13 protein-coding genes are annotated in these 23,939 nt (G+C 63.9%); 3 read left to right on the plus strand and 10 right to left on the minus strand.

All coding sequences use genetic code 11. The annotated features are described in order from the left end of the window. Positions 1-9 precede the first annotated feature (9 nt). The 4 genes from A3CW_RS0140855 to A3CW_RS0140870 form a co-directional block, all read right to left on the minus strand. Positions 10-2,004, minus strand: coding sequence for a heavy metal translocating P-type ATPase (locus tag A3CW_RS0140855; RefSeq protein WP_081772050.1), 1,995 nt, complete (start codon positions 2,002-2,004; stop codon positions 10-12). After that, positions 2,001-3,035, minus strand: coding sequence for a protease modulator HflK (hflK, locus tag A3CW_RS0140860; RefSeq protein ID WP_028208676.1), 1,035 nt, complete (start codon positions 3,033-3,035; stop codon positions 2,001-2,003). The genes A3CW_RS0140855 and hflK overlap by 4 nt, the downstream gene beginning before the upstream one ends. After that, positions 3,032-4,015, minus strand: a complete 984-nt coding sequence (gene hflC / locus A3CW_RS49355; protein ID WP_245623871.1) for a protease modulator HflC — start codon at positions 4,013-4,015, stop codon at positions 3,032-3,034. Before hflC ends, hflK begins: the two co-directional genes overlap by 4 nt. A 129-nt stretch (positions 4,016-4,144) precedes the next feature. Then, positions 4,145-6,031: an SPFH domain-containing protein gene (locus A3CW_RS0140870; RefSeq protein WP_245623872.1), complete on the minus strand. Its 1,887-nt coding sequence runs from the start codon at positions 6,029-6,031 to the stop codon at positions 4,145-4,147. A 267-nt stretch (positions 6,032-6,298) separates the two neighbouring features. Between A3CW_RS0140870 and A3CW_RS0140875 the strand changes: the two genes are divergently transcribed. Continuing rightward, positions 6,299-7,708 (plus strand): diguanylate cyclase domain-containing protein, encoded by a 1,410-nt coding sequence (locus tag A3CW_RS0140875; protein ID WP_028208678.1) that lies wholly within the window; start codon positions 6,299-6,301, stop codon positions 7,706-7,708. Positions 7,709-8,013: 305 nt separating this feature from the next. Continuing rightward, positions 8,014-9,339: an MFS transporter gene (locus A3CW_RS0140880; RefSeq protein WP_211254130.1), complete on the plus strand. Its 1,326-nt coding sequence runs from the start codon at positions 8,014-8,016 to the stop codon at positions 9,337-9,339. Between the two features lie 12 nt (positions 9,340-9,351). Here A3CW_RS0140880 and A3CW_RS0140885 read toward each other — a convergent pair whose 3' ends face one another. The 6 genes from A3CW_RS0140885 to A3CW_RS0140910 form a co-directional block, all read right to left on the minus strand. Beyond that, positions 9,352-10,149, minus strand: a complete 798-nt coding sequence (locus tag A3CW_RS0140885) for a TSUP family transporter (RefSeq protein WP_028208680.1) — start codon at positions 10,147-10,149, stop codon at positions 9,352-9,354. A 132-nt stretch (positions 10,150-10,281) separates the two neighbouring features. Further along, positions 10,282-10,806: an H-NS histone family protein gene (locus A3CW_RS49360; RefSeq protein ID WP_035515473.1), complete on the minus strand. Its 525-nt coding sequence runs from the start codon at positions 10,804-10,806 to the stop codon at positions 10,282-10,284. A 233-nt stretch (positions 10,807-11,039) separates the two neighbouring features. Then, on the minus strand, positions 11,040-14,510 hold the full coding sequence (locus tag A3CW_RS0140895) for an ATP-binding protein (RefSeq protein WP_028208681.1): 3,471 nt from the start codon (positions 14,508-14,510) through the stop codon (positions 11,040-11,042). A gap of 3 nt (positions 14,511-14,513) precedes the next feature. Next, positions 14,514-15,764 carry a metallophosphoesterase family protein gene (locus A3CW_RS0140900; RefSeq protein ID WP_028208682.1) on the minus strand — a complete coding sequence of 417 codons (1,251 nt, stop codon included), beginning with the start codon at positions 15,762-15,764 and terminating at the stop codon, positions 14,514-14,516. A gap of 2,705 nt (positions 15,765-18,469) precedes the next feature. Continuing rightward, positions 18,470-19,468: a ParB/RepB/Spo0J family partition protein gene (locus tag A3CW_RS0140905; RefSeq protein ID WP_028208683.1), complete on the minus strand. Its 999-nt coding sequence runs from the start codon at positions 19,466-19,468 to the stop codon at positions 18,470-18,472. Further along, the gene (locus A3CW_RS0140910) at positions 19,465-20,673 is read right to left on the minus strand and encodes an AAA family ATPase (protein ID WP_028208684.1); all 1,209 of its coding nucleotides are present in this window, start codon (positions 20,671-20,673) and stop codon (positions 19,465-19,467) included. Before A3CW_RS0140910 ends, A3CW_RS0140905 begins: the two co-directional genes overlap by 4 nt. 1,356 nt (positions 20,674-22,029) lie before the next feature. Here A3CW_RS0140910 and A3CW_RS0140915 point away from each other — a divergent pair. Beyond that, positions 22,030-23,412 carry a replication initiation protein gene (locus tag A3CW_RS0140915; RefSeq protein WP_028208685.1) on the plus strand — a complete coding sequence of 461 codons (1,383 nt, stop codon included), beginning with the start codon at positions 22,030-22,032 and terminating at the stop codon, positions 23,410-23,412. Positions 23,413-23,939 lie beyond the last annotated feature (527 nt).

Raw genomic sequence — 23,939 nt, forward strand, 5'->3', positions numbered from 1 at the left:
CGGCGTTCGTCACTCCTCGCGCAAGAGACGCCCCGCGTTCGCGATCACCACGAACGTGCCCACGTTATGCAGCACCGCGCTCGCCACGGCGCTCAACACACCTAGCGCCGCCAGCGTGATGACGGCCACCGTCCACGCGAGCCCGATCGCCGCATTCGCCGTCGCAATGCGCCGGCAGCGCCGTCCGAGGCGCACGCTGTCCGGCACGCGGCGCAGGTCGTCGGCGAGCAGCACGATATCGGCGGCCGCCACGGCGATATCGATGCCGCGCTCGCCCATCGCCACGCTGGTCGCGCCGGCCTTGATCGCGAGCACGTCGTTGAGGCCGTCGCCGACCACCATCGGGCGGCGCCCCGCGCCGATCTCGCCCAGCACATAGTCGAGCTTGTCGTGCGGCAGCGCATGCGCCACCACGGTGTCGATGCCCACTTCGGCGGCCACGCGGCGCGCCACACGCTCGCGGTCGCCCGTGAGCAGCGTCGCACGCTCGATGCCGAGCGCACGCAGCCCGTCCAACGCTTCGCGGGCTTCCGGGCGCACCGTGTCGGCAAAACCGAACCATGCGAGCAGACGGCCATTCAGCGCGATGCCTGCGCATGGGCCGTCCAGCTCCGCAGGCGTGGGCGGCAGCACGCTCACATATTGTGCGAGCAGGTCATGGCGGCCCAGCACGGCCTCGCCTTCCGGCACCGTCGCGAGCACGCCGAGTCCGCGCATCTCGCGCGCGTGCGGAGGCGGCGCGGTGTGCGTCGTTCCCGGCGCGCCGTAGCGCAACAGCGCGCGACACACCGGATGCGCGCTGACCTGGGCGAGCTGCACGGCCAGCGCCAGCGTGCCGGCTTCGTCCGCGCCCGGCTGCAGCACCACCGTCGTCACGCGTAACTCGCCGTGCGTGAGCGTGCCCGTCTTGTCGATCACCAGCGTATCGATTTCGGCCAGCGCGTCGATAAAGGCGGCATTCCTGAACAAGATCCCACGCCGCGCGCCCGCCGCAATGCCGGCGATCGCGGTGGAAGGCGCCGCCAGCACGAGCGCGCATGGGCACGCGGCGACGATCACCGCCAGCATGGCCGAAGCGTTCGCGCTCACGAACCACACGATCGCCGCGATCAGCAGCACGAGCGCGAGGTAGGCGTCCATATAGCGTTCGAGCGCCTGCGTGATGGGCGGCTTCGCGGCCTCCGCACGCTGCATCAGCTCGACAACCTTGCCCAGCGTCGAGGCCTTGCCGACGTGTGTGATCTCTACGCGCAGCGGGCCGTCCAGATTCATCGCGCCGCCGAAGACGCGCGCGCCCTCGCCCGCGTCCTGCGGCAACGATTCGCCCGTGATCGGCCCGTTGTCGATGGCCGAGCGGCCGTGCCGCACGATGCCGTCCGCGGGCACGCGCGAGCCGGGCAGCACATCGACGACGTCGCCGGGACGCAGCGCGTCATAGGGCACGGTCTCGATCGCGCCCGCAGCGCTCACGCGCCGCACGTCGCCGGCAGTGAGGCGGCCTAGCGCCCGGATCGCCTCCTGCGAGCCGAGCACGCTGCGCTCTTCGAGCGCGTGGCCGAAGGTCATCACGATGGGCAGGAGCGCGGCCGTCGTCATGTCGCCCACGGCCCACGCGCCCAACATGGCGAGCGCGATGAGGCGGTCGGTCACGCCGTGCAGACTCGGTGTTCTGAGGCTGCGCCACGCGCCCGCGAACACGGGCGGCGCGACCACGAGCGAGGCGACCGCCGCCAGCACTTGCGCGAGCGTGGCGTCGCCGCTCGCCAGATGCGGCCACGCGAGCGAGAGCAGCAGCAATGCGCCCGCGAACAGCGCGAGCAACGTGTGGCGCGTGATGGCGCGGCGCTCGGCGTCCGACATGACGAGCGTGGCGACGGATTGCCCTGCGTGACCTTCGTGACCTCCGTGCCCTTCGCGCGCAAGGTCGGGTGCGGACGCCGATCTGGCTTCCTGTGCGGCGCCGGGCGCGCGCTGACTCGCCGGCGTGTCGTATGGCGTGGTCATGGCGCGCGCCCCGGCAGCACCAGGCTCGATGCGTCGTTGGGGTCGAGCGTCGTCACGCGCGCGGCGTGCGCGAGCACCGTCTGCACGCGGTCGCGATACGCGCGCGCGAGCAGCCCCGGATCGTGGTTCGCGCCGAGCGCCGCTTCGAGCTGCGCGATCGTCGAGGTTTCCGACTGCGCCGTCGCCACGCGCTCCGCCGCGCTGGCTTGCGCGTCCTGCACGATGCGGTCGGCGCTTTGCTGCGCGTGCTGCCGCGTCTTTTCCGCGAGCGTGCGCGCCTGCGCGACATCGCGTTCGGCGTTCTGCAGCGAAGTCAGCACCGCGTTGAACGCATCGACAGCCGAGGCCGGAAACGACGCTTGCAGATCCATGCGCGAGACCTCGATGCCGAGCCCCGCATGTGCGGCAGTCAGCGCGTCGAGCTGACGCTGGACTGCGCGCGCGAGATCGCTGCGCAATTGCTCGCGGCGCGCGGCCATCTGCTGATCGGCGGCCACCATCTCCGGGCGCGCGACGAGGATCGAATCGAGGTCGCGTTGCGCGGCGGTTTGCGCGACCGCAGCCGAGACGATGCGCTCGAGCGCGGCGTCGAGATGCTCGAGCTGCAACGCATACGCGTACGGGTCGCTCACCCGGTAGAACAGCGTCGCGCTCACCTGCACGACGCCGTTGTCGCCCGTGAGCACGTAGCCGGAACCCGCGAGCGCGTCGCTGGCATCGCTCAATTGCGCGGGCGCCCCCGGATCGCGCGTGAGCGAGACGATGCGCCTCTCGAGCACGCGCTCGCTGCCCGGCACGAGCAGCACCGTTTCGAACGGCCGCGGCAGCGCAACTAGCAGCCCCGCACCCTGGCTGCGCACGTAGGCGCCAAAGCGCATCACGACGGCGCTGCTGTCGGCGGGAATGCGGCGCACGTTCGACGTGGCCCACGCGAGCGCGGCCAGCACCGCCAGCGCCGCCACGAACCAGAATGACAGACGCACCGCCTGTGCGCCGGGCCCGAGCGCCGGGAAATTGTCGCTCGCGCTCATGGCGTGCGCCCGCGTGTATGCGAAGTGGTTGCGGGCGCAACGACTGCACCCGACGGCGCCGTGGCCGCACCGAGCCCGGGCGGCCCCTGCACCAGCGCGCGGAACGGCGCGGCGTCGGTGCGCAGGATCAGGTTCGTGTTGCTGTTGACGACCGTCCCGAGCGTGTCGAGCGAGCGCAGCATCGTGTAGAGCTGCGGATCGGCGGCGTAGCTCTTGCCGTAGATCGCCGCTGCATCCTTGCGCGATTGCGCCTCGATATCGGCGGCTTTCACGTTGGCGTCTGCGATCAGCACGCGCGCGTCGCGATCGGCGTCCGAGCGGATCTGCGCCGCTTCGCGGAGGCCTTCGGCCGTGCGCTGCGCGGCCACGGTCTCGCGCTCGGCGCGCATGCGATCGACCGTCGCGGCCAGCGTCACGGCGGGCAGCGTGAGACGCTCGAGACCCACCTGCACGACGTGCACGCCATAGGCCGCATACACCTGCGCATCGACCTGGCGGCGCAGCGCCTCTTCGAATGCGCCGATGCGGACCTGCGACGGATCGGTGTTCACGAGCGACGCGAGATCGAAGCCGGCCGACGTGGTCTGCAAGGCCGAGCCGACCAGTGAGCGAATCTGGCGCGCGGCTTCGTCGGGTTCGTTGCGCACCGCGCGCACGAAGCGGCCAATGTCATTCGCGTTGGCGGGCACGCGCCATGCCACATACGCCTGCACGATGATGCGCAGACCATCGCGCGTGCCGACGTCCTGCAGGCCGCTCGAGGTCGTGTGCAGGCGCAGGTCCACCGGCACCGCGGCCTCGATGGGCGCGGGCAGGCGCCACGCGAGGCCGGGCCGCAGCAGCACGCGCACGGGGTCGCCAAAGCGCGTGACGACGGTGGCCTCGCCCTCGCGCACCTGCACGACGCTCGCCACGATGAGCGCGACGATCACGCAGAACAGCGCGAACGCCACGCGCAACGCAAAACGCCGGGGATTCACGGGCGCCAATCCAGCTGAGCCACCGGAGCCGCCCGCGCCGTGGTCATGATGATGATGAGAATGCGCATCGCCGTGCGTATGCAAAAGGCTCACGTTCGAATCACCTTGCTCTGTCTATGGGGTAACGGGTTACCACGCCTTCTTCATGCCTGCCGCCGTGGCCGGGCTCAACGTGCGCAGGTCGATCGTCGCGCGGCTGCCACTCGCGAGCCGGTCGTCGATCACGGTCACACTCGCGTTTTTCAGCCCTTTCTGCAGGCTGTGCAAGTAATACTCGAAGCCGAACGCCGGGCCGCCGAGCTGCTGCGCTATCACATCGGCGTCGAAGCCGATCTGCTGCGCGCGCGCGGCGGCAAGCGTATCCGCCGCGTTCGCGCTGCCCAGCGCGACGGTCTCGATCGCCTGCTGCTGCGCTTGCCCGAGCGCGGCTGCCGCAAAGCCGTGCGCCTGCACCACACTGGCCTGCGCGCGAATCTGCGCGGCCTGCACCCCGTGATACGCGGCGGCCGCGCCCGCGGGCGGATGCACACTCTCGATCACCACGGCCACGACCTCGATGCCACTCGCGAGCCGGTCCAACTCGTGCTGCACGGCGCCGCGCAACGCACCGGCCATGGCCGTTTGCGGCGTGTCGAGCAGCGACGGCAGCGTACGCGACGCGAGGTAACGCACGACCTCGCGGTTCGCGATCGAGCGCACCGTGTCGGCCATGTCGACCGCTCGATAGAGCGAGGCGCGCGCCGCCGCGTCCGTAAGGCCGACTCGATAATCGAGCCGCACGTCCGCGCTCACGATCTGGAACGCCTGCTGGGCGCCGCTCGTGCCCGCGATCACCTGAGTCGTCTCCCAGGGATGCGCCACGTCCCAGAGGCGGTTCAATTGCGCGGGCGTGTCGCCATCCGCGGCAACGGCGGGCGCGGCGCGGCTGCTGTCGTTCGCGCTGCCCGAGACGATCAGTTGATGGACCGCGCCGTTGTCGATCACGCGCACGCGGCCGAAGGGCCAGGGCAGGCCCACATGGAGGCCCGGCTGCCACACGGCGACCGGTGCGCCGAAGCGCTCGTACACGGCGCGCTGATCGGGGCCGAGAATCGTCACGCCGCCGAGTAGCCAGCCCGCCGCCACCATGGCCACCAGCGCGCCTGGCAGGAGGCGAACGAAGCTCTGGAGCGCCCAGTTCTGCCGCAGATCGATGCCATAGCGCATACGCAATTGGGCATTGAATGCGGCGACCGGACGTGCCTGCACGCTCAGCACGCCCGCGATGCTGCTATGCAGGAAGCGGCCCTCGTCGGGCATTGCCAACGCGGCGTGCAGCGCACGCAGACCGAGTTCGACAGCAATCGCGCCAGAAAGCAGGGCGACGATACGCACGAGCCACGTAAGCGCATCGCCCGCATAAGCCAGCGACGCCACCGATGCCGCCATACTCAACGCGGCAGCGAGCACGACGCGCAACAGCCCGGCGAGCGCGGCGGATTCGCGCGACTGCGCGGCGCGCTGCGCATGGAAGCGCTCGGCCACGAGCGCGGCAAACGCGATGACGAGCGCAGCGGCTCCCGCGACGAGAAAAGGTGCGGATGCACGTTGCGAAACCGTTGGCGCCAAGGCGGGAGACGTCCACGCAGAGATGGCGAACGCGAGCGAAACGAGTGCGGCGAACGGCGCGATCCACGCTTGCCACGGAAGCGACTGCAGCAGGCCGCGCATGTCGGCGGCCTCCGAATTGCGCTGGAACGCGAGGCGCAAAAGGCGCAGCGAAGTCTTCGAGACCGGTTCGCCGGCTGGCGCGCGCGCCGCCAACAGCCGCGCGCCGAAGACGACGATGAAGAGATTGAGGCACGCGCTCGACATCACGGCGCATAGGCGCGCATCGAACGGCAGAGCAGAAGCGAAGGCGAGCGCGCCGAACACGCAAGCCAAGCCCAACGCGGACCAGCCAAGCCTCGTCTGGCCCGCACGACCGCCGAGCCAGCCATAGCCTTCGCGGTGGTCGCGCGATACGCGATGCATCATCAGCAATCCTTACATGCAAATTACATGAAACAGGCCCGCGCGTGGCGACCACCGATCGCGCGATGCTGAAATTCGCGCGCCCAATGTAGCGCGCTCAAAACCGAAACTCAATATAACTGGGCTCGTGCATCCGTGCCCCACTATTTAGCCGATTCGGAGCACAATACCTTCAGTCAATTTAGTCTGCTTTCCGGACGCGAGCGGCCCCTCACGCTGTCACGCCACGATCACCATTCTCGAGCTGCGCATCAACCCAATAGTCATCATATGGACGGCTTGCTGATCGGTCCGGCAACACGCAGGCAGGCGCTCTTCGCCAGCGTATGCGCATTTGCGATCCTCCTCACGCTCGCGCTCGCGGCGCCGCATGCGCGCGACACTTTGCCTGGCATCGCCCCGTTTATGCCGATGTGCGCGCTCACGGTGTTCACCACGTCGAGCATCGCGGCATTCCTGCTGGGCGCGCGTTTCGCGGCTACGCGCGTGGCCATGCTCGCCGCGCTGGGTGGCGCCTACGCGTTCACGGCCATTACCGTCGCACTGCAGCTATTGATGTTTCCTGGCGTGTTCGCGCGCACGGGGCTGCTCGGCGCGCTCCCGCATAGCGCGGCATGGATGTGGGTGTTCTGGCACGCGGGCTTTCCCGCGCTCGTCATCGTGGCCGAACTGGTGAGAAAGCGCCTGCCCGCCCCGCCGTTCGCCCGCGAACGTCTCGACGCGCGCGGCTGGCTGCTGATCGCGGGCCCGGCGGCGGTCGCCGCCCTGCTCGGCGTGCTCGTCACGCACGTCGATCTCGCCGCGCCGTTTCGCGACGTTGCGAACGCTGCGCCGGCCGCTGCTTCCTCGCCGGCGTCGGCCATCGCGAACAATCTCGCGGGCTTGGTGATTTGCGCGCTCAACCTGATCGCCATCGCACTCGTGCTGCTCAAGGGACGGCTGCGCCTCGTGCTCGATTTGTGGATCGTGGTGGCGCTGCTCGCCTCGCTCGTCGACGCCGCGCTCAATACGCTCAGCATCGAGCGCTTCACGGTGGGCTGGTATGTCGCGCGCGTGTTCAGCATGTTCGCGCCAGGCGTGCTCGTGTGCGTGCTCGTGTGGGAAGTGACGGCGCTCTATCGCCAGCTCGCGGAAGAACACGCCACGCTGATCCGCGCCTCCGCACGCGATGCGCTCACGCGTGTCTACAACCGCAGCTATTTCGACGAGCAGTTTCGCCAGGCCTTCGAGCGCGCCGCGCGTAGCGGCCAGCCGCTCTCGCTCGTGATGCTCGATGTCGATCACTTCAAGCACTACAACGACGCCTTCGGCCATCTGCACGGCGACGCCTGCCTCGGCGCCGTAGCAGGCGCGCTCGCCGCCACGCTTGCGAGCACGCTCCACGCGCCAGGCGGCTTCGTCGCGCGCTATGGCGGCGAAGAATTCGCGCTCGTCCTGCCCGATACCGGCGCGGACGAAGCCGCGGCGCTCGCCGAACGCGCACGCGCCGCCGTCGAGCAGCTCGGCATTCCCTCTCCCGCCGCAGGCGGCCTCGTCACGGTGAGCGCGGGCTGCGCCACGCGCGACGCGATCGTTGCGTCGTCCCCCAATGCGCTGATCGAAGCCGCCGATGCCGCGTTGTATGCGGCCAAACACGCCGGCCGCAACCGCGTGAGCCACACAGGCGCGAGCATCGCGTAAAGCGTGCCGATTCGTTGCCGCTTGCGTTGGAATAAGCGGCATTGCGAAGCGCGGCATTGCCATAAGCGCAACGCATTTGGGTTTCAACCAGGTGCTTCCATGTCAATGCATCAATAAAGTGCGTGCTATGGCCTGTATCGGCATTTGCATACGTCGCGCGCAACCCATGCAAAGACATCGACGCAGGCACATTTTGTTCCCTACACGCTTTCAAAATGTAATGAGGAATCGGGATGTCCATTGAAAAATCGGCGGAAATTGCCGCCCGCTTCGACCGACTGCCGCCGTCGCGCACAGTCTGGTCGATGGTGATTCTGCTGTCGCTCGGCGGCGTATTCGAGTTTTACGACCTCTTCTTCACGGGCTATGTCGCGCCCGGCATGGTGCATTCGGGTCTTTTCACACCGGAATCGCTCGGCTTCTTTTCCGCGCTCGGGCCGCTCAAGGTGGCCGGCTTCGGCACCTTCGTGTTCTCGACCTTCGCCGGGCTGTGGGTCGGCGCGCTCGCGTTCGGCCAGGTCGCCGACCGGTTCGGGCGGCGCATGATCTTCACGTGGTCGCTGATCTGGTACATCGTCTGCACGGCGATCATGGCGTTTCAGACGAGCGGCCAGGCGCTCAATATCTGGCGCTTCATTGCCGGCATCGGCATTGGCATCGAGCTCGTGACCATCGACACGTACATTTCCGAGTTGATCCCGAGCGGCGAGCGCGGCCGCGCCTATGCGGTCAACCAGTTCATCACGTTCAGCGTGGTGCCCGTGGTCGCGTTTCTCGCCTATATCCTCAAGGACACGCATCCCATCGGCCTCGACTACTGGCGCGTGGTGATCCTGATCGGCTCGGTGGGCGCGGTGGTGGTGTGGTTCCTGCGCCGGAGCATTCCCGAAAGCCCGCGCTGGCTCGCGCGTAATGACCGCGAGGACGAAGCGGAACGCATCGTCGCCGACATCGAGCGGCGCGTTGCCGCCGAAACGGGCACGGCTTTGCCGCCGCTCGGGCCGATCTCGCTTGAAAAGGCCGGGCGCGGCTCGCTTGGCGAAATATTGCGTGCGCCGTATTTGCGGCGCACGGTGATTCTGTCGATTTTCAACATGGCGCAGGTGATCGGCTTTTACGGCTTCGCCGCATGGGTGCCGACGCTGCTGATCGCCCGTGGCGTCCACATCACGCAAAGTCTTGCGTACGCCTTTGTGATTGCCATCGCCAATCCATTCGGACCGCTGATTGGCGTGTGGTTCGCCGACAAGCTGGAGCGCAAGACGCAGATCGTCGGCGGCCTCCTCATCATGGCGATCGTGATTACGCTATTCGCGCAAGCCACGCAGCCGTGGGTCCTGATCGTGCTGGGCGTGCTGTTCACGCTCGCTTCGAACGTGATGTCGTACGCCTATCACGGTTATCAGGCCGAGCTTTACCCTACGCGTATCCGCGCTCGCGCCGTCGGCTTCGTGTATTCGTGGAGCCGCATTGCCGCCGCGTTCGCGGGGCTCGCCATCGGCATCCTGCTCCATCATTACGGTGTGCCTGGCGTAGCGGTGTTCATTGGCGCTTCGATGGTCGTGGGCATCGTGATGATTCTGCTTGGACCGGTGACGCGCGGGCTCTCGCTCGAAGCGATCAGCCATTGAGTCAGGTGATCGTCAAAACAGGACGTGCGATTTGACGATCATTTGTACGGCTGCGGCCAGCACGCACACGAGCACGACCACGCGAAACGCGAGCGGATGCAGGTTGTCGCGCAACGGTCGAATGAGCAGCATGCCCGCGATGGCGGGCACGCTGGCCGCCGCCGAAATCGCGAGATCGACGAGATTGGCGTGCGCGCCGTGGCTGAACGCCGTGATGAGCGTGATGACCGAAACGACGAGAATGATCGCAATCTGTTTTGTGAAGACGCGGCCCGTGGCGCCCGACGCGATCAGATACATGGCGAGCAACGGCCCCGGCACGGCGGCGATGCTCTCCATGAGCGCCGCCCCAAAACCGAGCACGAAACCCACTGGCTTCGCGAGCGCAGGCGCGAGTTTGAAACGCGGCGAGACGAGCAAAAGCAACGCCGCCACGATCAACGCCACGCCCGAGGCCGCCTGGGCGTGATGCGGCTCCAGCGCGATCAGCACCGACACCCCAATCACATTGCCGATTACGGTGCCAATCAATGGCGCCGCGATATTGCGCACGGTAGGCAGCATTTCGCCCCCCTCCAGCGCCTGCGGAATATTGCCGAGAATGATCGGCATGGACAGCAGCAGCACCGCTTCCTTGACCGGCAAAAAAAGCGTGACGATGGGCATGGCCACGAGCGGCACGCCAATGCCGGTCACGCCCTTCACCATACCGCCCAGCACGAGCGCAACCGCAATGCCGAGCAATTGAAGTAGGTCGAGCGACTGCAGATGGGGCGCGAGAAGGCCCGAGGAAAATGAAAGGCCGGACATCGGTGACAATCAGGGCAATAGGCGCGCGTCGTTTCGCGCCGCTCATGTGAAAATGGCCGCGGGCGTCGAAACGCCGGCGCGGCCACCGGTTCGCAAGCGAATATCGCTTATGCGCTTTTCTCAGCGGCTTTATTAAGCAGCCGCTGCGGCTTGTGCCGGCTTTGCGGCAGTTCTACGGCCCGCCGTTTTACGCGCCGCCCGTTTTGCGGGTGCGGCTTTCTTCGCGGGCGCGGCCTTGGCGCGCTTCGCCGCGGTCTTTTTCACCGCCGCCGCATTGGCGCGCGGTTTGCGTGCGACCTTGGTAGCGGCCTTCGTAGCGACCTTTGCCGCGCTGCCGTCGATCAGGAATTTCGAACGGTCTTTCACGTCGCGAATCCATGCCGGCGCACGGCCGCGGCCGGTCCACGTGGCGCCCGTTTTCGGATCGGCGTATTTGGCTGCAACAGTGCGCTTTGCACCGGCGGCTTTGACGCCTTTACCAGGCTTGCGGCCGCGCTTCTTGCCGATAAAACGGTCGATGTCGGCCACGCTCAGGCCATGTCTGGCCATCAGATCGCGAATTTTCGTGAGACCGACCGACGCTTGTTTTTCCACGATCGATTCGGCCTGCTTTTGCAGCTTTGCGATCTTCGATTGAATTGCATCCAGGGTGACCATTCACACCTCCTTATTCACGGTTTTTACGGACACCCTTCAACCGTCACTGGCCGATCGAATTGCGATCTTGTCGGCCGGGGCGTCGCGAAAGACAAGGTGATTATGAAGTCAAATCACGCATGCTGGCAAATTTAAACGAATGTTTTGTAGTGGAAAACATGTTTCCTGATCAGACTATTGATCATTCTGCAAACAAAGTCCCCATGAATTTTCATTGAGCAACATTCGCACCGCTACGTAACGGCAGGCGCGCGCTGCAATTCGACGACATTGACCTGCGCGCCAAATATCTCGCGAATCATGGGCAAAAGGTGATCGTGGTGCGTGAGAAACAACACCTGGGTTTTCGCGGAGAGATTCCGTAATGCAGCGAAACCGGCCTTTGCGCGCTCGTCGTCGAAATTGATGAAGAGGTCGTCGGCAACGAAGGGCAGCGCTGCCTTGCTCACCAGTTGCAATTCGAGGGCCGCGATGCGCAGGGCGAGAAAAAGCTGGTCGCGCGTGCCTTCACTCATTCCACCTACTTCCACGGTTTTGCCATTGCTGCGGCGCGCATGCAATGCGGGCGGATTGCGTTCGTTATCCACCACGAGCCTCGCGAAATCACCGAGCGTGAGTCCGCTGAATATTTCACCCGCGCGACGCAGCATCGGCCCCTGCTTCTGGTCGCGATAGCGATCCGTTGCCCATTTGAGCAGGCGGCTCGCAGTCGCGGCTTCGAGATATTGCTCCGCGGCTTCGCCCATGGCGCTCAGGGCTTCCTGGCGCTTTGCTTCGGCGAGCGCGGCATTGGCCTGGCCGTTGATCGCATCGAACGCTTGCCTCGCGCTCACCTGTTGCTGCAGGCACTCGCTCAACGCGCGCTCGCCCGCTTCGCGTTTCTGGTTCACGGTTGCGAGCAGCGCGGGCACCTCGGTGATGGGTTGCTCCGCGATCTCCGCTGCGATGGCCTCCTGCGCAAGGCCGTCGCCTTCGCGCACGAGCGTGTCCCGCGCGGCCGAGATCGCTTTCGACAGCGCGCGGCGCGCGTCGGAACGCTCGGCGAGCGGCAATGCCGCGTCGATTTCGTTTGCGCCCGCGAGCCTCAGAATGGGTTCGATGCGCGCCTGTGCGCCCGCCACCGCCGCGGCGGCATCGGCCACGCGCGTGCGGGCAACCTGCACGTCGGCATCGGCCTGGGCGAGGGATTTCGCCGTTTCGCGCGCGGTAGCGAGTCGCGCTGCAAGCTGACGCGCCACGTCGATGACATCGCTCGATGCGGGCCATTCGGGCGCGAGCGCTTCGGCGAGGCGTCGCGCGTCGGTTTCCAGCATCGCTAATTGCGTGCGGATCGCACGAATGCGGTTGCGGGGTGCTTCGGCATCCGAAAAAGCGGCTGCAATGGCATTGGCGAGTTCGACGGCGCCTTCCGCCGCCGCGAGCGTCGCCGCGCGCGCGCCGAGATTCGCTTGCGCGAGCGCTTCGCGCCATTGGGTCTGCCACTTTGCGTAGGCGTCCTGTTCAATCGTCAAGCGGGATTGCGCGGATTCACTCGCGCGTTCGGCGTCGCGAATCTGTGCTTCCAGACCTTCGCGCTGCACGGCGCTCTTTTGAGCCGATTGCACGACGGTGTCCGCCATGCCGATCAATGTCGTCAGCGCATCGTCTTCATTCGCCTGCGCCACGGGGCGCAAGGTTTCGAGTAGCGCCGCATGCGCGGTGATGCGCGCCGCTCGACGCGCTTCAAGCTCGCTCGCGCGGCGATCGCTTTCGCTCTGTGCATTGAGTGCCGCTTCGCGATTCGCGAGCCACGCGCCCATGTCCGCAAGCGGCATGCCAGCCAGTTGCGCGTCGATTGCAATTTGCGTCCAGGTGTTGCGAAAGGCTTCGAGTTCGCGCTCGCGTTCGCGTAATGCTGCCAGCTTGCGCTGCGCATTCGCGCGCGCTATTTCGACTTGCTGACGCAAGTTCTGCAATGTGGCCGCCGCCTGCGAAGTGCCGAGCTGCGCGTCGACGAGTTCGTCGGCGAGGCGCATCGCGTCGTCCACGGCAGGCGCACCATCCGCGAGACTGACGCGCTCCGCCTTGACTTCGTCCCACGCGCTATCGCGGCGCGTGCGCGCCGCCTGCACCTCCGCAGTCGTGACCACCTTGTTGCCCTGCGTGAAATGCGTCTCCTGCAATTCGAAACGCTCGATCTCTTCTTGCGCGACCGCGGCCGCTTCTCGCGCTGCGGCCACCGCGCTCATGCGCTCGCTTTCTTCCTTTTGCAGGGCGGCCAGGCGCGTCGCCGAGGGCAGGTCGAGCGCGCGCAGCGCTGCCACCGGCTTGCTCCACTGGCCCAGTAGTTGGCATTTCTCTTCGACCGTGCGCAGCGCATCCGCCAGTTCGCGCTCAAGCGCGCTTTCCTTCGTCAGGCTGTTGCGGAAGTCGCGCGCATCGTCGAGCGCGGCGTGCAACGCATGCGGCACATCGATGCCGGGCAGGCGCACAAGCTGCTCCTGCAGTTGTGCGAGCTTGCGCGTCTGTTCGTCATGTGCCTCGCGCGCCGTCGTGAGCGCCTGCTCGCGAAGACCGTGATCGCGCAGCAGGTTCGTCACCGTTTTCAGCGCGAGCGCGCCGGGCAACGCCGCGCGCAATGCGGCTTCGTCACCCGGCCAGCCAAGCTGTGCCGCAGCCGCGAACGCGGCGTCGAGATGGTTGCGGATCTCGGTTTCACGCACCAGCAATTCGCGCGGATGATTGACGCATTCGCCGCGCAGCGCGTCGAGCGCGTCGATTTCAGCAGCGAGCGCAAGTGCCGCACGATCGGGCTCGATCGCGTCACGTGACGCTTCTTTGCCGGCTAGATCGGCCTGGCGCGCTTCCTGCACTTTGCGCTCGGCGGCAATGTCGGCTTGCGCCTTTAACAGATCGGCATGCGCGGTGGGCGGCAAATCGATGACCTCGCCCAATGCGGCCAACTCGTTCTGCTTGAGCGAAAGCTCTTCTATATAGGGAGCGAGGCGGCGCACGCGTTCGAGCTTCGAGCGCTGCGATTCGAGACCGCGCTGTTCGACGCGCAAACGCTCGATAGCCTGTTCGACCGCTTCGAGCGCGTCTTTCTTCTCGACCCAATCGCGCGTGCGCACCTGCGCGGCCTTCAGTTCACTCGTTGCCTCGGCGAACGACGTTTCCGCTTGTGCGTACGCACTGCCGCTGCGTCGTGGAGCCCAGAGTTCGGCCGCGCGATTCTCCAGTTCCTCGCGCACGGGCCCGAGGCTCCCCACACCCGCCGCCGATTCGAACAAGACCTGGCCGAGCTTGTCCGATGCGTCGAGAATGCTGCGCCCGCCTTCAACGAGCCGCGCATGATCGAGGCCGAACATCTGCTCGAAGAACTCCTTGCTCGTGCCATCGAGAAATGCGGCGAGAAAGTCGTCGGGCAGTTTGTCGTCCTGCGGGGTGCGCAGCGAGTTGCGGCCGCGCGCGCGATGAAATCGTTGCTCGGCCGCGCCGTTTTCCAGCACGCCGCCAATGCGCAATTCCGGCGTGTTATGGAGAAAATCGAGCGGGGTTTGCAGGCGCATGCCGAACAACAACTCCGACACAGCGGTCCGCACTGTGGACTTGCCCGCTTCGTTTGGCCCCACGATGACATGGAAATCGTGCGCGGCGTGGGGAAACGGCAGGGTCGTATCGGTGAACTTGCCGTATTTGATCAAATCGAGTTGCTTGAGACGCACTGGTCATTCTCCCGTGGAAAGGCGCGCAAGCAGCGCGGGGCCGACCTGCTCCACCAGCGCGGCGAGTTTGCTCTCGCGGGCGAGTTCGAGCAGTGGCGCGTCTTCTTTCACTTCGCTGCGCACTTTACCGACGAAGGCGCGCAAATCGCGTTCGAGCAGCGCGAGAAATTCGGCGTCTTGCGTGGCGGCTTCGAGTAGCAGTTTGAGATCGGCGAGCGCTTCGATCTGCTCGTTCTGTGCAGCAGCCGTATCGGCCGCGCTCGTTTCGAGCTTGACCTTTTCCAGCCACAGCTTGTCATTGCCGATAATGCCGATCTGGTTGAGCACTTCCGCGCGCAATTGCGTAGCGCGCCCGAAAAAGAGTCCATGTGCCGGCGACTTGCCCGTTACCGTCACGCGCACCGCGCGCGGCACATGCGCGTCGACGGACAGCAGCGCTTCGAGCGCGGCGCCGATCTTGCGCGACAGATCCGCGACGCTTTCGCAGTCGCTCGCATCGACACGCACCGACTCCCAGCGCAGCACGTCGAGATAGAGACGCTCGACCTCCGTGCGGCCGCCCTCGACGCTCACGAGCACGGCGCCCCGGCGCCCCGTTTCGCGGATGTGCCGGCCCTGCAGATTGCCGGGGAATACGATGGTCGACGCTTCCGCCCACTGCTGAAATTCGTGGACGTGACCTAGCGCCCAATAGTCGTAGCCCTTCGCGTGCAATTCGGAACGCGTGCATGGTGCGTAAGTCGCATGCGCGGCATAACCTTCGAGCGCGGTATGGAGCACACCGATGTTGTAGTAACCGGAAACCGGCGATGGGTAGCCCACGGCGAGATTTTCGACCACGACCTTGTCCTTGAAGCTCTGTCCGTGCAGCGCCACCTTGATGTCGTGCAGCGCATGGGTTTCAGGCTTGCGATGATTGAACACCACCACGTTGTCCGGCAATGTGAGCTTCCTGGTCATTTCGCTTTCCGCGTCGTGGTTGCCCCACAACGCGAAGACGCGAATGCCGGCCTTGCGCAGACGCCCCATCTGCTGGCCGAAGAAGATGCCGGTGTTGTGGTCCTTCCAGTCGCCGTCGTAGAGATCGCCGGCGATGACGACGAACGCGACCTCTTCTTCGATGGCCCGATCGACGAGCAGGCGCAACGCCTCCCGCGTGGCATTGCGCAATTGGGCGACCGGCGCATCGGGATAGGCGCTCAGGCCATGTAGTGGGCTGTCGAGGTGTAGGTCTGCCGCGTGGATGAACTTCACGACGTGTCCTCTATTGTGTTTGCGGGCGCTGGATGGAAAAAGGGCGATTGCTGTTTTATCGCGCGAACGGCAAGTGATGCGCGCTGGCGATTTGGGCATGAGTGTGACCCCGGATCGCGAAGCCCTGGAGTGGGGCTCGGCAATGGGGCCCAATTTTAATCGACGCGGATGGGTCGGATTCGGGTAACGTCGTGCGTCGAAGGGTGAAGCGCTGCTTCGCACATTACTTCGCCCCAAGTTCGAGAACTACAAAATACGTAGTGAAATATACGATTAGTGCCGATGAGATGGGCTTTAGCTCGCTGGCGACGATTCTGACCGTGTTTCGGGGTCGGAGAGCCGTTATCCCCGTGAAACAAGTACTAGAATTTGGATTGTTTCAGGCATGAAACGCCCGTGGGATAAGAGTTTCGCCGATTTCTCAGTTTAGAGAGAAATGTTTCACGCTAGTTGATGGCTTTCTGAGGCAGGATCGGCGCGGCGCGCCGTTTAGCTTTCTGCGATGGTGCTGTTGTTCTCCTCGTTTAGGTCGATGTGCGATTGGCTCGCTTATCTGAGGTGCTCGACTCCTCTGCTGTATATCTTCGATGTTGGCGCGCCGATCGCTACTTTGCTTGCTCGCTTTAGGTGGCCGGAGCACTGGGCGCGCGCGTCCTACGTTGCTCGCTTCGTCCTCGCTGGTACTGTACGGATCTGTCAGTTAGTTGCATTTATGATACCTGGCTGCTGAACGGATAACGGGGACTGATTCAGTGACGAGCAGTCATGCTCCACTGTCGCTTGCCGGCTGAGCAACGAATTGACGAGCAGGCTCAGTGCGGGGACACGGCGGACAAACGCCGTGAGACGTCACCGTGACGAGCGGCACTACCCCACTCCCACGCCGCACACAACAGGCTCGCTTTTGACCGGCAGGCTAGCCATCCTGTCACCCGCTTGCCTGCCGGTCCTCCCGAAAAGAAGCGTCACGTGGGGATAACTGAGCGGCGCTGCTTCGGCTATGTCGGAGGCAACTGGGTTGGAATCTCAATGCAAAGCGCGAGCAACGGACGCAAGGACATGGTGCGGCCCGTCGCCGCCAAGACGTTGGCAAGATGGGCGGACTGTGCTCGTACCCTGATTGCGGACGAGCGCAAGGCGTGAAAATTTGTTGTGGCGCGTAGACGGAGGATGCTCATTGCCGAGAAGGAGTCGGGGGAAAATTAAGGCAGGCATATTGGCAAGCCATGCCTCAGGCCACGTGGATGTCTCTCCGTCCTGGCGATTCGGCGGTCAAACCAGTCGTTGGCGCAACGTGGCGATTGGTCCATACGGCACTCAGCAACTGCAAGTCATAGGTGTGGCCGGTACATCGTTCGATGCAGCCCACTGGACCATGCAATAGCTCACGCCTATTGCCCGCAGCACTTGTTCTTTAGGAGGCGATGCCGAATATGGCGCTTCTCCAGTTCTTCAAAGCGGCTTGATCTCGGCCGGAGCTGCGGAGGCGTCCTCGTCTTCCACTGGCGAGCAGGTAGCCCTTATTTGACGCCACACAGAGTTGAGATATGCCCGCGGTGTGTCGAGTCGACACACGGGCGCGCTCGATACGACACACGCGCTGGCTACGCTGATTGCAACCGTGGCGGCCGGCGCTAGAGACGTCTGCGCGAGCGGATCGCTTTTTCACACGTGGGGGCAAGAGCTTTGGACGTATTGGCTTCCTCACGAACCGCGCACGCCACCGATCTGGCATGGCCCAGATCACAGTCGCCCGAGGCCACTACCGTGGGGAGCCAACGACCGTGTGTCGATTCGACACACCGCCTCGGCCAACTGATCAGCACCTGAGCAATGGGCCATGGCCCCGCGCACCGCACGATGTGTGCAGCCGGAGAGGCTGACCTCATGCCTTGTTTTCGCTCTGCCGCCGATGAGGCGAGTCCTGGATCGCAATCCCCTCAGGCGGCGACGGCGAGGAAGCAGCGACAGTGTGTCGACTCGACACACTGATCCGGGCGGCAAGTCTGCAGGCGACCCAAACAGGCGATGGATCGCCCTCTCGTTCTTACACCCAGCACGATGAACGTGCTGGGGAGATGACCTCACCCCATGCTCGCTATCGTGCGTCCCATGGCGCTCGCGGTTTGCAGCCACGGTCCGCGTGTGTCGACTCGACACAGCGTCCAACCCAAAGCAAATGAATTCGAGGATCGCCGCTCGCGGTTTTCGAGCACGCCTCCCGCCGACGGCAGCCGGTAGGCACCGCCGACGGCGGTAGTCGATGCGGCCATAGCCTTCGTCGTTCGGCGAGCACGATCGGTCGTGTGTCGAGTCGACACACGACCGATCCGCAGGTGGCCACAGCCATTTCCGACGCCCACTCAACTCGGCACGACGCAAGCCAAACTCCCTCTCATCGCTGTGTGTCGACTCGACACACGAGCCACGTCGACGGTCACAACGCCTTGATACGCTGGTCCCTACAACCAACCCTCGACGCCCTGGCCAGAACTGGAATCCGCGCGCCACGCACAGCATCCTCCCAGCCCATACCTTCCCGCCGCGACCCACCTTGCCCATGTGTCGACTCGACACACGCTCGTCCCTCGCCCGTCGCTCTCGTCCAACGATCCCAAGTGTGTCAACTCGACACAATCTAACCCGCAAAAAGAAAAAGCCCGCCGAAGCGGGCTCCCATCTCCATCAACAACCTCAAGGCTCAATCAGCCGGGTTTCACATTGAACAGCTGACTGATCAGCTCCCGGATTTGCGTTTCCTGGGCATCCGACAACACACCCGTCTTGAGTTTCACCGTAAAGCTGTTGGTGTCTTTGGTAATGCTGCCGGCGTGGCTCTTGCCCGAAAAGATCTTCTCGATGCTGCGCTCGGATACGCTTTCGGTCGACTCCCCCCGACTGGCTTGCGCTCCGATCGCTGCGGCCAGCTTGCCTTGATCCAGCGTCCGGCCGACCACGGCCGGCCACAACTCGCGCGCTGCCGAATGACCCGCCGAGCCGAACTTCTTGATTGCCGAAACAACCTCGTCAGCGGCCGACCCGCCAAGCAGACGCGGATTCAAATCAAGATCGCGTCGGATGAAATCCGGCAGATTTTCAAAGGCCAAGAACCGGTACAGGCCTTTGCGCGACATTCCCAACGCCTCGGCCATGCGCTTGCGCGTCGGAAACTCCCGTTCGGCTCGGCGCAGCGATTGCCCAATCTCGTAATCGGTGAGATCTTCGCGACCGACGTTTTCCACGAGCGCGAGCACTGCCATGTCCTGATCGGAGCACTCGATCACGGAGGCACGAATGTCCTCCGCCTGAATCAGGGCGTGCGCGCGAAGGCGTCGTTCGCCGGCGATCAGCTGATAGCCGTTCTCCGCGCGGCGCACGACGATCGGCTCGACAAGCCCGACTTCGCGGATCGATTCAGCCAGCGAGGCAAGGCCCTCGTCGCTGAAAATCTTGCGCGGCTGCCACGGGTTCGGCTGAATCGCGTTCACCGGAAGCATGAGCTTGTCGCTCGTGTTCTCCAGTTCCTGGATGCGCTGCTGCGCCACCGCCAACGCGCCGAGCATGCCGGGCCCGGTCTTGAACGCGCTGCTGCGGCGCGGCGGCTCGGCCGGAGCGACGGCTGCCGGCCGTTCGGCCGCTGGCCGCTCCGACGACGAACCGAGTTCACGGGTCTTCGCCGCCATCTTGTCGCGGAATGAACTCACTTGCCGGCCCTCCATTGTTCTACGTAGAGATCGTCGATCCACTGTACGTAATCAGTCAGCGGCTGACGCACGCGCGCCACCGTCTTGTCAGCGAGGTCTCCCTTGCTGATGTCGAACACGGTAGCCATGGCGAGTGCGCCGTTGCTCATCGCGGAGCTGGCCGGCACCTCGAGCGCGTTCACCCAGTCCTTGTAAGTCCGCTGCACCCATGAGCGCACGACCGGTGCCGACGACGTCTTGCCGTAATCGACCTTAGAAAGCAGGACGGAAACGAAGTCGTACGTCTTCTCGTCGCCGCGTTCCATGATCGTGTGCGCGAGGTCCGAAAACAGGCTCCAGAACGAGACCGAGCTGATGAAGTCCAGGCTTTCGGGCACGAGCGGCATGACCATGGCGTCAGCGGCCATGAGCGCGTTGATCGTGAGATAGGACAGCGACGGCGCCGTATCCAGAATGATGTAGTCGTATTGCTTGCGCAGCACCTCCACCCCCTGGCGCAGCAGATCCCAGAACTTGAACCCCGGGTTCTTGATCACGGTACCGGGAATATGGAACTCCGCGGAAAACAGCGTAGGGTGCGCGGGAATGACGTCAAGCCCGTCCCAGTAGGTTTCCTGCACAAAATTCAGCAGACCGCCTTCCATATGCGGGTCGTAGATGAACGGCAGGACCGTGCTATCCTCAGTCACTTCCTTTTCGGCATACAGACCGCAGAGTTCAGTCAGCGACGCTTGCGGATCCAGGTCGATCAGCAGCACCTTGCGGCCACGCAAGGTCAGGCCCTGGGCGAGACACATGGTCGTGGTCGTTTTCGTCGAGCCGCCCTTGAAGTTGGCAACGAGGATCACCTTGCCGTCGGCATCGCGCACGCCGGTATGGAGCGGTGTCTGATAAATATCGGAAACCTGCTGGACCCAGGTTCGCGCTTCGGGCAGGGTGAAGACCCGGCTGCGCCCGGACCCCTGTGCCACGCCTTGCGGGAGGCCCTCGCGGGTGGCAAGCAGGTTGTTCAGTTTGATGCGATCAATGCCGCACATCTCTGCGACCTGAGCGGACGTAAATGTGGGCGCCATCTTTCGCGGCCGCGGCGCCAGCATCATCTCCCGAAGCTCTTCAGATAGACGACCGGCCTCTTCGGCAAATTCGGTGATCGCGGAAAGATCCACACGTCGATCGATCGACGGCAATTCGATAGTTTTCGCCATTAATACGCTTTTTATCAGAATTTGGATAAAGCGTAGAATACAGCAAAAGCGTATGAAAACACACTAATTGAGGGCGATATGAAAAAAAATGACCCTTCAAAACGGCCCGTGTTGCCCTCGTGGGACATTCCCAAGGGCAAAGTACCAACAAAACTCGCAACGTCACCAAGGCCTCTGTAGGCCCTTTCTCTCCGGCATGCCTGTTTTTTGTGCAAATCGCCGGGGCCAGAGCACTTCGCAGCAACTGCGCCGGTCGAGGTTTTTGTGCAAATCCGACTGCGGAACTTTCCGTGCTGGCTTTATCGCTCGCATGCGCATCGCGCAGTCACGGTTTTTGTGCAGTTCGAGCGGCTGATCTCCCAGCACGCTCGAATCTGGCGGCCGGGTAACGATTTTTGTGCTTCCAGATTTCTGCTACCTAGGCTGGCCGGCCACAATTGCACAAAAACCGTTACCGTACTCGCTGAGAAAGGCTTGCCGCGCGCGCCCTGCCACCGCATTGCACAAAAACCGTTACCCGATTCCCTCACCGCGCCCAGTACAGCCACCATTTCACGATCACCAGGCGGTCCCATTCGACCAGGACGTGCCTCCCACGCCAAGGCTGCACAAATTTCGTTACCTCACGCAGACGGCAAACAAACGAGCTATCGCACCGCGACCGCACAATAATCGTTACCCCCAGCGTCGGCTTCCAGGATGTGCACAAAAAACGTTGCTATCACGGAGTCGCTCGCCCGTGCACAAAATCCGTTGCCTTGCGTTCCTCGCGCCGGAGAGTCCCCCCTGAGTAGCGCCCCACCGATCTCTGTCATCACAATCGGCTCAATCCTGGATAGTCAATCGACGTTCTGCACAGAAACCACTTCCATAGACCACCGGAACTGCACAGAAATCGTTACCCTTCCGCGGGTTTCGGCGGGCGAAGGCCAGATTGAGTTCAGGTGTCCCAATGCCGGGAGCCTTTACACGTGGGGCTTCGAAGCTAATCCACCTTGAATTCCCTCACTGCATCGCGAGACGCAACACGTCAAATTTCGCGTTGAGCATCTTTTTTGCGAGCGGTTTGTTTGTTTACTTAAAGATAAAAACTCACCAACCAACTAACGTACGCACGCGTTCTCTTCCATTTCAAACACTTGCCGTGCAAAAGCACCGTTCTATGTGCGCACTGCACCGGTTTATGTGCAGCCAGGTGCCGTTTTATGTGCCGTTGTTGTAGAGATATTTGTGCGATCAGGTACGTTTTTTGTGCGCGAGCCGAATTCCGGGGCTGTTTGAGGTAACGTTTATTGTGTTGACTTGTGTTTGCGTAGTGATAGAGTGCCCGCCAATGTCGACGGGGAGAGCGGGCGTATGTCGGAGGAGAGCGGGCGAAGGACTACAACACTGCAGATGTCGCTGGGTCTCTTTGAGGAGATGTCCGGCCAGCCGATCAATGAGAGCACGCGGGAGATCGGTTTTCAGCGCAACAACGTGTTCGTCGCCATCAATGGGCTTGGGCTGTCTTCGCGCCGTTTCATCGACGCCGCCTATTTCATTGCCGCCCAGGAACCCGCGCCGCGCGATATCTACGATGTCGACCTGAACTACTTCAAGTGGCTCATGCGCTATGAGAGCCGCAACGTGCGCCATTTGCAGAGCGTCATCAAGGAAGCGCAGCGCGTGTTGATCGAGGTGACCGACACGCCGCCCGACCGCGCGCCGAGCGAAGACGACCAGTGGATTTCCGAGCAGCTGATGGGCAGCGTGAAGATCGGCAAGGGGCGCATCCAGTTCCGCGTTCCGCCGCTCATGCTGCGCCACATCACCGGGCCCGACAAGCATCACTGGCTGAACCTGTGCATCACGGCGTCGTTCTCGCAAACCTACGCGCGCGCGATCTACGACTACGTGTTGCCCTTCGTGGCGGCCGGTTTGACCGACTGGATCGAGCTCGACGTCATGCGGCGCTGGCCCGGCAAACTCGGTACGAGCGCGTCGGAGTTCAAGCATTTCCGGCCCAAGTATCTTGATCCGGCGGTGCGCCAGATCAACGAGCTATCGGACATCGACCTCAGCTACGAAACCCGGGCCGACTCGGAAACCTCGCGCAAAATCAACAAGATCCGTTTCCGGATGAAGCGCAAGGACACGGTCGCCGCGCTGCTCTCCCGGCAGCCCGACGCGCATGACCTGCTGCTCACGCTCAAGGAGGAGTTCGGCCTGAGCAACAAGCAGTTCGACGTGATCGCCGAGCATCGCATGAGCTGGACCGACGAGCGCATCCAGCAGGCCATCGAATACACGCGATTCCGGCTCAACCAGGGCAAGGTGACCAAGAGCCCTGCGGGCTATCTGATGAAGGCGCTGAGCCACGACTGGCAGGTCTCGGAGGCCGAGCGCAAGATGGTGGCGATCCAGAGCGAGCTGGCCGTGGCCGCGACCGCTCAGGAGACCGCCAGGACGGTGGCGACCACAGCGGTCAAGCAGAGCATCGCGGCGCGCGACGAAGAGGCGCGCTCGCAGCGCAACGAGGAGGTCAAGCAAGGCCGCGAGCACTTCGAATCGGCCGACGAGAAGACCCGCAAGGAACTGGTGCGGCTCTACATCGCCTCGCAGGCCGGCAAGCTCATGCTGCGCCGCCTGAAGCTCGAGGCGGGGGCGCTCTCCGATATGAATATCCTCAACCACTCCGATCTGTCGTGGTACTTCGGGCAATTCGTCTACGGGAAGATGAAGCAGCTTGCCGCGCAGTGAGTGTCTTCAATACGCTTGACGGCTGATATGCCGGTGGGCGTATTGCGGCCTCGCCCCGGCAGCCCGTCACTGCCTCCCGCGCTTACGTAGCTGAAAATATCCAGTCGATCAACGGCTTAGGGCACTCGTCCTTGGCGTTCTCCACAAGCTTGTCAACGAAATCTGTGGGTAACTCTGGCCCACAAGGTCTTCGCTCTACCGATCGTGGCTCATTGATTTAACCAAGGCGCTTCGGCGATCGGGCACGCGGGCACCGATGCATCACGTGAGTCATCCCCTGTGATTTTTTCGGACCCGTCCGAGTGCCGTTTTCGCCTGTCTGGGTAAAACTTAGCTCGCGACTTGCATTAGCCACCGTGCGTGGCTCATGCCCGATGGTGTGCTGGCAGCGAGCGTCGATGGCACACCGTCTATTCAGGACTGCAGAACAGGGAGATGGCCGTGGCGGAATCGGACAAACCGGCGAGACTGGTCACGGGCCGCCAGTCGGCGCATCTGGACATCATCCTCAAGGCCCGCAGGTACGA

It is taken from the genome of Paraburkholderia nodosa DSM 21604 (assembly GCF_000519185.1).
Classification (GTDB): domain Bacteria; phylum Pseudomonadota; class Gammaproteobacteria; order Burkholderiales; family Burkholderiaceae; genus Paraburkholderia; species Paraburkholderia nodosa.